The following is a 10,618-nucleotide window of genomic DNA, read 5'->3' as shown; positions in this document are numbered from 1 at the left end:
CCCAACCGACCGCCCCGCCCCCCCAGGGGCCGACCGAATCCTTCACCCTGCCGGTTTCGGGGATGACCTGCGCCTCGTGTGTGGCGGCGGTCGAGGGGGCGGTACGGGCGGTGGCGGGGGTGAAACAGGCCCAGGTCAATTTCGCCCAAGAGACGATCCGGATCGAGGCGGCGACATCACTGGGGAAAGGGGCGGTGATCGCCGCGATTGAGGATGCCGGGTACGGCGTCCCCGTGATCGCCTCACAGGCGGGGGAGGATCCGCTGACCGCCCAACGGACCCGACAAATCGAGGAGATCGCCCGGATGCGGCGCCGCCTGACCGCCTCGATCCTGCTCACACTCCCCATTCTGGTGCTGGCGATGGGACCGATGCTCGGGATCCGGCCGCTTCCCGAAGGGCCGATGTCGGGCTGGATTCAATGGCTGCTCGCCACCCCGGTGCAGTTTTGGGTCGGCGCCATCTTCTACCGGGGGGCCTGGGGGGCGCTCAAACACGGGCGGGCCGAGATGAACACCCTGGTGGCGGTCGGCACCTCGGCCGCCTGGGGGGCGAGCGTGGCGGCGTTGCTCTTCCCCAACGCCATCACCGCCCTGCTCGGCTCGGGCGCCCTCTATTTCGACACCTCGACCCTGATCATCACCCTCATTCTGCTGGGGCGCTTTTTAGAGGCGCGGGCCAAAAGGGCCACGGGGGAGGCGGTCGCCGCCTTGATGGGGCTGGCCCCCAAGACGGCGCTGGTCGAGCGGGAAGGGGGCTGGAAAGAGCTCCCCCTGGTCGAGGTGGTCGTGGGAGACCACATCTCAGTGCGGGCCGGGGAGCGGATCGCCGTCGATGGGGTGGTGGCGCAGGGACACGGTCTGATCGATGCCTCGATGGTGACCGGCGAACCGCTGCCGGTGGCGGTCCACGAGGGGGACGAGGTGATCGGGGGGTGTCTGAACGGTGCCACCGCCTTTGTCATGCAGGCGCGCAAGGTGGGAAGCAACACCCTGCTGGCCCGGATCACCGCCCTGGTCACCCAGGCCCAAGCGGCCAAGCCCCCCATCGCCCAACTCGCCGACCGGGTGGCGGGGGTGTTTGTCCCGGTGGTCATCGCCACCGCGACCCTGGCGGCGCTGGGGTGGGGGCTCTTCGGTCCCGAACCGGCCTGGGGGCATGCCCTACAGGTTTTTGTGGCTGTGTTGATCGTCGCCTGCCCTTGCGCCCTGGGGCTGGCGACCCCGGTTTCGATCATTACCGGCACCGGTCGGGGGGCCAAGGAGGGGATCCTCTTCAAGGGGGGCGACAGCCTGGAGTTGCTGCGCCGGGTCGACACGGTGGTCTTCGACAAAACCGGCACCCTGACCGAGGGCAAACCGCAGGTGGTGGCGGTGTGGTCGGCGCATGAACCCGATACCGGCTGGCTCGCTCAGGCCGCCGCCGTCGAGGCGGTTTCCGAACACCCCTTGGCGGGGGCGGTGCTCGCCCACGCCCGTACCCAAAACCTGCATTGGAACCACGCGACCCAGGTGGCGACGGTGGCCGGTTCGGGGGTGACTGGCATGGTCTCCGGGCACGAGGTGCGGATCGGTCGCCCCGAGTGGATCGGCGGTGCGCTGCCCAACGACTGGATCACCGCCCGACGGGCCGAGGGGGCGACGGTGGTGCTGGTCTGCGCCGACGGGATTTTGAGGGGGGGACTGGCCATCGCCGATCCCCTTAAGGCCGGTGCAGCTCTGGCGGTGGCGACATTGCAAAACCAGGGGATTGAGGTGGTGCTGCTCAGCGGCGACCACCCCGAGGTGGCCAGGGCGGTGGGGGAACGGCTCAAGGTCGACCGGGTGATCGCAGGCGTCCTTCCCGACGGCAAGCACGACCACATCCGGGCGCTACAAGGCGAGGGCAAAACGGTGGCAATGGTGGGGGATGGTATCAACGACGCACCGGCCCTGGCCGCCGCGCAGGTGGGGATCGCCATGGGCGGTGGCAGCGACATCGCCATGGAGAGCAGCGATGTGACCCTGATGCGGGGCGATCCGGCGTTGGTCCCCAAGGCGATCCACCTGTCGCAGCGCACGGTGGGGAACATCAAGCAAAACCTCTTCTGGGCCTTTGCCTACAACACGGCGTTGATTCCCCTGGCGGCAGGGGCCTTGTATCCCCTCTACGGGGTGTTGCTATCGCCGGTGATCGCGGCTGCGGCCATGGCGGCAAGTTCGGTCACGGTGGTGAGCAATGCGCTGCGGCTTAAAAGGGCGAAGTTATAGCCCCTTCGCAAAGATCATTCGTATTGTCTCTGCCGTTCATGAATCACACACCCCGCCCCCCCTTCATGCCCAGAATCGCTTTGCTGGGCAGCGCTCATCTACCCAGACGCATCGTCGATCTTAGCCCCCCTTTTTTGCCCCAACTGCCAAGGTTCGGCATGGCCTCTGATGTTCGTCCGACGCCCCATCGGCACCTTCCCATTCACCCCCCAGCCAGGAGCGGGTACGCCATGGCCCTGCCCCTCCTGAACGTCGGGTGGATGTGGTGAATTTGCGCGCCCTCATCCCCCCTCGCCGCCAACTCCCCTTTCGCCTTGCCCTGTTCGGGGCAGTGGCTGCTCTTGGTTTGGGGCTGGTGGGGGGGGTGGTCGATCTGGCACGGGGGTACACCGTCCAACAGGCCCTTTACAACCGGGAGGGGGTCGAATTGCTGGCGGCAATCCGCCAGGCGGCCACCCTGGCGGTCACCCGCGAGGATGGCGAGCTGGCCCATAGCCTGGCCAAGGTCATCAACACCACGAGCACCGTCTACCGCATCGACATTTTCGACCGCCACGACAAAAGCATCGTCAGCCTGGATCGCCCTCTTCCCGACGCGGGGGGCCCCGCCTTGTGGCTCAGCCGTCTACTCTTTGCCGACCCCCACACCCTGCAACTGCCCCTGAACGAAAACGGCCCCGGCGCTGGCCCATTGGTGGGCAGGATCGAAATCCTGGTCGACCCGACCCAGCCGGCCCTGACCTTTGGACAGCAGGCTTGGCACACCCTGCTTGAGGGTGGCTTACGTCTGGCGGGGCTAACCCTGGCGCTGCTGCTGCTGTTTCAACGCAGCCTCGGTCGACCGCTCGACCGGATGATCGCCGCCCTTGAAAGCCTCGATCCGCGCCAGCCGCAGCGCAGGCGTCTGCTACAGGAGCACGGCGGGGAGGAGGGGTTCGGGCGATTGGTCGGCTCGGTCAACCAACTGCTCGACACCCTGCAAGACCGAATGAACGAGCAAGACATCTCAGAGCAGCGGCTGGAGGATGCCCTGTCGGAGTTGTCGGTCCTGCTCGACAACGCTCTGGTCGGCATCATGTTGCTGCGCGACGGGGTAGTGGTGCGCAGCAACGCCAAGGTGGGGGAGATCTTCGGGATCGACGAGGCCCACATCCTGGGCTTTCCCCCCCTGTTTCTTTTCCCCAAGGCAGAGGACGCCTCCGCCGGACTCGAAGCGTTGCTTTTCCGCATGGCGCAAGGGCTGTCCGTCACCGAGGAGCGGCTTTTAACCCGCACGGATGGCGTCCCCTTCTGGGCTCGTATCCTGGGCAAATCGGTGGTCCCCGGCCTACCCGAGCGGGGGGTGGTGTGGATGATCGAGGATGTCTCCCAGCGTCGCCGCTCCGAGACCGACCTGCGCCGCGCCGCTGCGGTTTTCGAGGCTTCCCCCGACGGCATCATGATTACCGATGCCCACAAACGGATTCTTTCGGTCAACCCCGCCTTCACCCGCATCACCGGTTACGACGCCCAGGAGTCGGTCGGGAAAACCCCCGCGCTGCTCAGCTCGGGACGACACGGGACCGCGTTTTATCAAACCATGTGGGCTCAACTGCTTAGGGAGGGGGCTTGGCAGGGGGAGATCGTCAACCAGCGTAAGAGTGGTGAGCACTTCCCCGAGTGGCTTTCGATCGTGCGCATCGACGACGACCGGGGCGACTTGGCCGGTTACGTGGGGATCTTCAACGACATTACCGAACGCAAAGAGGCCGAGGCCCGCATCCGTTATCAGGCCAATTACGACGGCCTGACCGGACTGCCCAACCGGGCCTTGTTCCACGACCGGCTCGACTTCGCCCTGGCCCAAACCCGGCGGGAGGGGGGGCTGACCGCCCTGCTCTTCCTCGATCTGGATCGCTTCAAGCAGGTTAACGACTCCCACGGCCACACGGTGGGGGATCAACTGCTCAAGGAGGCGGCCCACCGGTTGAAAAAGACGGTGCGCGAAAGTGACACCGTCGCCCGGCTGGGGGGGGATGAGTTCATTTTGATCCTCACTGGACTCAACCATCCCGACGATGCCGCTCGGGTGGCCGACAAACTGATCGACGCCTTGACCGCCCCCTTTGCCCTGCACGGCAAACAGAGCTTCATCAGCGCCAGCATCGGCATCACCCTCTACCCCATGGACGGCGCCGACACCGAAACCCTGCTGCGCAACGCCGACACCGCCATGTACCGGGCCAAGGAGGGCGGTCGTGGTCGCTTTGCCTTCTTCACCGAAGAGATGAACCAGAAGATCCAGGAGCACATCGCCCTAGAACAACGGCTGCGCATGGCGGTGGCCAAACAGGCGCTCCACCTGAATTTTCAGCCCCAGGTCGATTTAACCGGTGGTGGGGTTTGGGGAATGGAGGCGCTGCTGCGTTGGGAAGAGCCAGGTTTGGCCGCAATCCCACCCAGCCGGTTTATTCCTTTGGCCGAGGAGACCGGGCTGATCGTCCCCCTGGGGAGCTGGGTGCTTGAACAGGCCTGCCGACAATTCGCGGCCTGGCGGAACGAGGGGATCGCCCCCATACGGATCGCCGTCAACGTCTCGGCAAGGCAGTTTCTCGATCCCAACTTCGTGACCACCGCGTTGGAGATTCAAAAACGCTTCGACATGCAGCCGGGAACGCTTGAACTGGAGATCACCGAAAGCCTGCTGCTGGGCCATACCCCCGAAATGTTCGAACAGCTCGAAACCCTATCCCGGGCCGGCATCGTTTTTTCGATCGACGACTTTGGCACCGGCTACTCCTCGCTGGCCTACCTCAAGCGGCTACCGGTCTCCACCTTGAAGATCGACCGTTCCTTCGTCACCGACATCCTCACCGACCCCGACGACGCCGCCATCGCCACCACCATCATCGCCATGGGGCACACCATGAACCTCAAGGTGATCGCCGAGGGGGTCGAAACCCAGGCGCAGCGCGATTTCTTACGGAATCAAGGGTGCGACTTGGTGCAGGGGATGTGGCTGGGGGCGCCGGTCGAGGCCGAGAAGGCGACGGCGTTCTTGCGGGAACATGCCAAGGCGGGGGTGGGGCAGGGGGTGTGAGGTTGCGGCCTGGGACGGAGCGGACACGTCCGACCGGGCCAGTGTCTGAGGAGCGAGCCTTTGCTGGGAAATCTGATGGTAGACCTGGTTACAGCACTACGCGCCCCCCCCACCATGACTCTACCGGGGGTGGAACCCGAGTTCTGCATCCGCACAACGGTCAAAGCCCAGCAGTAGCGGTGCCGTCGGAGTTAATGAAACGGGGGCTCCCAACCTCGGCTAAGCCGGTTGCCCCTGCCCCATCAACTCATCCACCAAAAGGTACACATTGGTGTAAGACGCTTCGCCGTCGTGTGCTGTTGTTGTTCGGGACAACTCCTGAGCACGCTGCCGGGCTTGCTCCAGATGCTCGCATGTGGCGACAAAATGGCCCACGCCTCCTTTTTCGTAGCCGGGCAGATATCGCTTCAAACGCCGCACCACCTCGTCCCGGTGCATAGCTGAACGCACATCCTCGAAGTGCAACAACAACCACAACTCGAAGCAGGGCACCGAAACGATGGCCGTGAAACGGACCGGCTTGCGGTTGTCGTTGCGCAATTTGCCCTTCAGGGCCTCAACTTGGGCCAACGCATCGTGGTAGGTAAGGTGCTCGTCACGGTCGAACGCCACAAAAACCTGCTCGAAGGCCCCCGGAGCAATTCTCTTGGTGGAATCGCCCTGCTCCAACAACCGCTTGGCGTATGCCACCACCTGATTGGGGGCAGTTCCCAACTCACTGGGCACCACCACGACGTGGGCCGTGCTCAAACGCTTAGATTGCCGAATTTCCCCAAAATAATTCGGCTCGGTTTTGCTTCCTTCGCTGACGATCAGAATGCGGTCGTAGGTCGGACGCTTGCCATGTTTACGACGCAGATCCTTGGCTTGCCGATGTTTGGGCTGGTTGTCCCTACCCATAGCGCCCTCTTAACCCCTTCCGGTCGCGGGGGACAGAAACGAATCGCCAAAAAATGGCACCGCCCCATAACGCCCCGCCAAATACCCCCTTTCCAGCGCCTCCCCTTTACGGGGACTGAAGGAGGTCAATGGATAAAGCCGAGTTGCTTGGTCGGCCCCTTTTTCGGTGAACCAGATTTGATCGCGCCGGAACAGGGTTTGGTCGAGCAACGAGGTGTCGTGGGTACTGAACACCAGTTGGGCGCCATGGGGATTGGTTTTGGGGTTGTGGAAAAGGCCGATCAACTGCCTGACCAAGTGTGGATGCAGGCTGCTGTCGAGTTCATCCGCAAGCAGAACTTCGCCTGAGTCAAGAACGTTGAGCAGCAAACCTGCCAGCCCATACAGGCGTTGGGTGCCCTGGGATTCTTCCTGAAGCTCAAAGTTGGCCGCAGTGCCACTGACTGTTCTGTGGAGGAACTGTGGTACTAAAACCTCTGTTTCTTGCCAATCACGACCAGCAACCCGGGGTCCTTCCTCTCCAAACTCAATATGGATGCCCTGCTGGCGCTGCTTACGAGCTATGAACTCAAGACTCTGAATTCCGGTATCGGCTGATACCAAAAGGTGCTGGATAGCTTGCCTCCCCTGCTCTCGTTGAAACCATTGTTCGGTTGTTTGATTTAATTGGGGGCTAGCGATGCGCGAAAGCCACTGGTAAACCACTGTCAACATTGCACTATTGAGTTGAGCTGCTACCGACAGGAACAACGTTGTAGGGCGAGTGGCTTGCTGCCAAAGTTGACGCGGACCAGTCAAATAAGAACTGAATTCATATCGATCGGCGTTGGCCCCCACATCGAAGGTGCGCCGGAACCATTGCTGGGGTTTGGCCGTACGGTACACCAATAGCCATTCTTCAATGATTCTTTGCTTTATAAGCGAAAAACCATACTGATACCGTACGCCCTTAAGTACGAAAGTCATTTCGAATTGGCTGGGTTGCTCAACGGAACTTGGGTCTAACTTGAAGGGAAGGACATCCAATGGTTGTCCTGGAGGATGCCCTGCCGACTTGGCCACCATTGAGCTCATATACGCCAGCGCTGCTAAGACTGTCGTTTTCCCGCTGGCGTTGGCCCCATAAACCACCACGCTGCGCACCGCCTGATCAATCCCCTTGAGGCCGGTTGGCATCAGGTTGGTATCGGCCAGCTCCTTGTCGCGGGAAGCCACCAACGTGAGCACCTGTTCATCCCGAATCGAACGGAAGTTTTGAACCCGGAACTCCAACAACATGATCGATGCTCCATAAAATTTTATGAGAATTCGCAAAATTCATGCGTTTTTACCAAAAATTTCATGCTTGCGCCAGCCCCCCGTAGTGGCCGCTGCATCGGCGAGGGTTAGGGCGCCTTATGGGGCACAGGAAACACCCTTTTGAGCGGCGCCCGGCAGATTAAGGCGAGGGCTGGATTTTCTTGGAAAAACCTTGTCAAGCGTTTTTTTAGGGGTGGGCTGAATAGTTACCCATAAAAAAGGGCAGCCGAGGCTGCCCTTTTTTATGGAGGTGGAGCTGTGAATTAAAAGCGGAAGAGCAATCCCAGGTTGGCCAGGGAGACGGTGTTATTGGTGTCAAACGAATCTTTAACAGCGGTCAAACCGCCGATTTCGAGGCGAACCCCGAATTGTTGATTGGCCATCCAATCAAAGCCAATTCCCCACAGGGGGGATGTGCTCTTGGTGGAATCGGTGCTGGACAAGCCAGCGGCAGGAGCCTCCAAGCTTTCCTTGGCGGTGATGCTGGCGGCTCCAACCTTGAGGAACATTCCTGAAGCGAAGCGGTAGAGGACGGCGGCGGTCAGCCCCGAAACGTTAATGTCGCCGGTGACTGGACCACCCAAATAGGTCATATCGCGCGAGGCAGCCTTGCTGCTCAAATAACCGACCTCGGCCGCAAGGGCACTCCCACCTCCCAATTCGCTGAGTGTACTTCCCACAAACACGGTGCCGCCAACTCCCCACTCTGTGACCGAACCGCTAAAACCGGCGGCTTGTAACGAGGTGGTGTCAACCTTGGTGTGAGCCAGCGTCCCGGCCACACCGACGTACATGCCATCAGCAGCAGCAACCGTCGGAACAGCCACGCTTGCCGCAGTGGCCAGCGCGGCCAACAACAACGTGGACGACCGTAGCGTCATGATCCTTCTCCTCAATGAGTCAACGAGCTGAAAAAGGGAGCCCCTGCCGCTAAGAAGGCGGCCGATTCTGGGGGGTAAAAACAAATGTTGGCCAAACGTTAAATACGGCGGTTTGGGCGATGTTTTAGGCCAGTAGGCCACCCTTTGTGGACTTGCATGGGCCTGCCTGAATGGCCCCCAGTCCCGTGTTTTGACCCAATCCCGATCCGTCCCCCACCCTCCCGCACCCCGCCAATTGACGACGGCTTTTTGGGACCATTTTGCACTCGGCTTATGGTCTATTTTGAGTTGGGGCAAAAGGAAACAAGAAGCTCATAGGGTCTTGGCATGCCATTGACCCCGTTCCGTTTTCTTGGGAAGCGGGGTGCCGATCAACCCCCGCAACATTTTTTGTATTTTGACGCTCACCAGGGGGCGACCTGCACCGGGGTGGCGCTGATGTTGTTGGAGGTGCCGTCGCCGAGCTGGCCGGACGCGTTGGCCCCCCAGCTCCAGAGGGTGCCGTCGCTTTTCAGCACCACGGTGTGCTCACCCCCCGTCGCGATGGCGCCGACCCCGTTGATGACGATCTGCACCGGGGTGGCGCGGTCGGTAAAGGTGCCGTCGCCGAGCTGGCCGGACGCGTTGAACCCCCAGCTCCAGAGGGTGCCGTCACTTTTCAGCGCCACGGTGTGGCCCGTCCCCGCTGCGAAAGCGCTGACCCCGCTGATGGCGATCTGCACCGGGGTGGCGCTGTCGGTGATGGTGCCGTCGCCGAGCTGGCCGGCCCAGTTTCTCCCCCAGCTCCAGAGGGTGCCGTCACTTTTCAGCGCCAGGTTGTGGCCATCATCCCCCACCGCGATGGCGCTGACCCCGCTGATGGCGACCACCTGCACCGGGGTGGCGCTGTTGGTGAAGGTGCCGTCGCCGAGCTGGCCGTACCAGTTGGCCCCCCAGCTCCAGAGGGTGCCGTCGCTTTTCAGCGCCACGGTGTGGTTACCCCCCGCCGCGATGGTGCTGACCCCGCTGATGGGGACCTGCACCGGGGTGGCGCTGCTGGTGAAGGTGCCGTCGCCGAGTTGGCCGACGGTGTTGTCCCCCCAGCTCCAGAGGGTGCCGTCGCTTTTCAGCGCCACGGTGTGGCCCTCCCCCACCTCGATGGCGCTGACCCCGCTGATGGCGACCTGCACCGGGGTGGCGCTGTTGTTGACGGTGCCGTCGCCGAGCTGGCCGAAGGTGTTGTCCCCCCAACTCCAGAGGGTGCCGTCGCTTTTCAGCGCCACGGTGTGGCTCAACCCTGCCGCGATGGCGTTGGCCCCGCTGATGGCGACCTGCACCGGGGTGGTGCTGTTGTTGACGGTGCCATCGCCGAGCTGGCCAAAGGTGTTGTCCCCCCAGCTCCAGAGGGTGCCGTCGCTTTTCAGCGCCACGGTGTGGACATCCCCCGCCACGATGGCGCTGACCACGCTGACCACCGTCACCGTCACCGTCGCCGTGGCGCTGCCGGTGTTGCCTGCGCCGTCGGTGGCGGTGAAGGTCACCGTGGTGCTCCCCACGGGGAAGGTGGCCGGGGCGTCGTTCGTAAGGGTCAAACTAACGCCGGGGGTGACGTTGTCGGTCGCCGCAGCCCCGGCCAAAAAGGCGGCGATGGTGGCATCGGTGGCCGGGGTGCCGCTGGCGTCCACGGCGGCCACTGTGATATTGGCCGGGGGGGTAACCACCGGGGCGGTTGAATCACTCGCGGTTACCGTCGCCGTGGCGCTGCCGGTATTGCCTGCGCCGTCGGTGGCGGTGAAGGTCACCGTGGTGCTCCCCATCGGGAAGGTGGCCGGGGCGTCGTTCGTAAGGGTCAAACTACCGCTGGGGGTGACGTTGTCGGTCGCTGCGGCCCCGGCCAAGAAGGTGGCGATGGTGGCATCGGTGGCCGGGGTGCCGCTGGCGTCCACGGTGGCCACTGTGAGGTTGGCCGGGGGGGTAACCACCGGGGCGGTGGTGTCGGCCCCTCCCCCTACCGAGGCGTCGCCTTTCCAACCCGCCGTACACCCTTGCACCAGCAATCCCGCGCAAAAAACGGCGGTTAACAGCCACGACGAGGTCTGAAAACGGCACGGGGTGTTCATGGGGTGCTCCTGCGGGTAAGGATGTGTACCGGTGGGGCGGGTGGTGGGGGCAAAAACAGGGGGCATGGGGCTCTCCTGGAAATCAAGTAATCCAGTCGTTGTGTGACGCGA

General features: G+C 62.9%; 6 protein-coding genes. 2 read left to right on the top strand and 4 right to left on the bottom strand.

Annotated elements, in window-relative coordinates:
* Positions 1-62: 62 nt before the first annotated feature.
* Positions 63-2,249 (top strand): hypothetical protein, encoded by a 2,187-nt coding sequence (locus tag AUJ55_11355; GenBank protein OIO55029.1) that lies wholly within the window; start codon positions 63-65, stop codon positions 2,247-2,249.
* Positions 2,250-2,505: 256 nt separating this feature from the next.
* Positions 2,506-5,328 carry a hypothetical protein gene (locus AUJ55_11350; GenBank protein OIO55024.1) on the top strand — a complete coding sequence of 941 codons (2,823 nt, stop codon included), beginning with the start codon at positions 2,506-2,508 and terminating at the stop codon, positions 5,326-5,328.
* A gap of 219 nt (positions 5,329-5,547) precedes the next feature.
* Here the strand turns inward: AUJ55_11350 and AUJ55_11345 are convergent, their stop codons facing one another.
* The 4 genes from AUJ55_11345 to AUJ55_11330 form a co-directional block, all read right to left on the bottom strand.
* Positions 5,548-6,228: a hypothetical protein gene (locus AUJ55_11345; GenBank protein ID OIO55023.1), complete on the bottom strand. Its 681-nt coding sequence runs from the start codon at positions 6,226-6,228 to the stop codon at positions 5,548-5,550.
* 9 nt (positions 6,229-6,237) lie between these two features.
* A complete protein-coding gene (locus AUJ55_11340; GenBank protein OIO55022.1) occupies positions 6,238-7,506 on the bottom strand; it encodes a phage resistance protein in 1,269 nt (422 codons plus the stop codon).
* Between the two features lie 284 nt (positions 7,507-7,790).
* A complete protein-coding gene (locus AUJ55_11335) occupies positions 7,791-8,321 on the bottom strand; it encodes a hypothetical protein (GenBank protein ID OIO55021.1) in 531 nt (176 codons plus the stop codon).
* A 491-nt stretch (positions 8,322-8,812) separates the two neighbouring features.
* Positions 8,813-10,573, bottom strand: a complete 1,761-nt coding sequence (locus AUJ55_11330) for a hypothetical protein (protein ID OIO55020.1) — start codon at positions 10,571-10,573, stop codon at positions 8,813-8,815.
* Positions 10,574-10,618 lie beyond the last annotated feature (45 nt).

The organism is Proteobacteria bacterium CG1_02_64_396 (assembly GCA_001872725.1).
In the GTDB taxonomy this organism is placed as follows: domain Bacteria; phylum Pseudomonadota; class MNWR01; order CG1-02-64-396; family CG1-02-64-396; genus CG1-02-64-396.
The sequence above is the reverse complement of the archived record's forward strand: the minus strand, read 5'-3'. Positions and strand labels throughout refer to the sequence as shown.

Coding starts and splice junctions, on each gene's coding strand:
- AUJ55_11345 (OIO55023.1), bottom strand. CDS start 6,228: ATGGGTAGGGACAACCAGCCCAAACATCGGCAAGCCAAGGATCTGCGT.
- AUJ55_11330 (OIO55020.1), bottom strand. CDS start 10,573: ATGCCCCCTGTTTTTGCCCCCACCACCCGCCCCACCGGTACACATCCT.
- AUJ55_11335 (OIO55021.1), bottom strand. CDS start 8,321: ATGTACGTCGGTGTGGCCGGGACGCTGGCTCACACCAAGGTTGACACC.
- AUJ55_11340 (OIO55022.1), bottom strand. CDS start 7,506: ATGTTGTTGGAGTTCCGGGTTCAAAACTTCCGTTCGATTCGGGATGAA.
- AUJ55_11355 (OIO55029.1), top strand. CDS start 63: ATGACCTGCGCCTCGTGTGTGGCGGCGGTCGAGGGGGCGGTACGGGCG.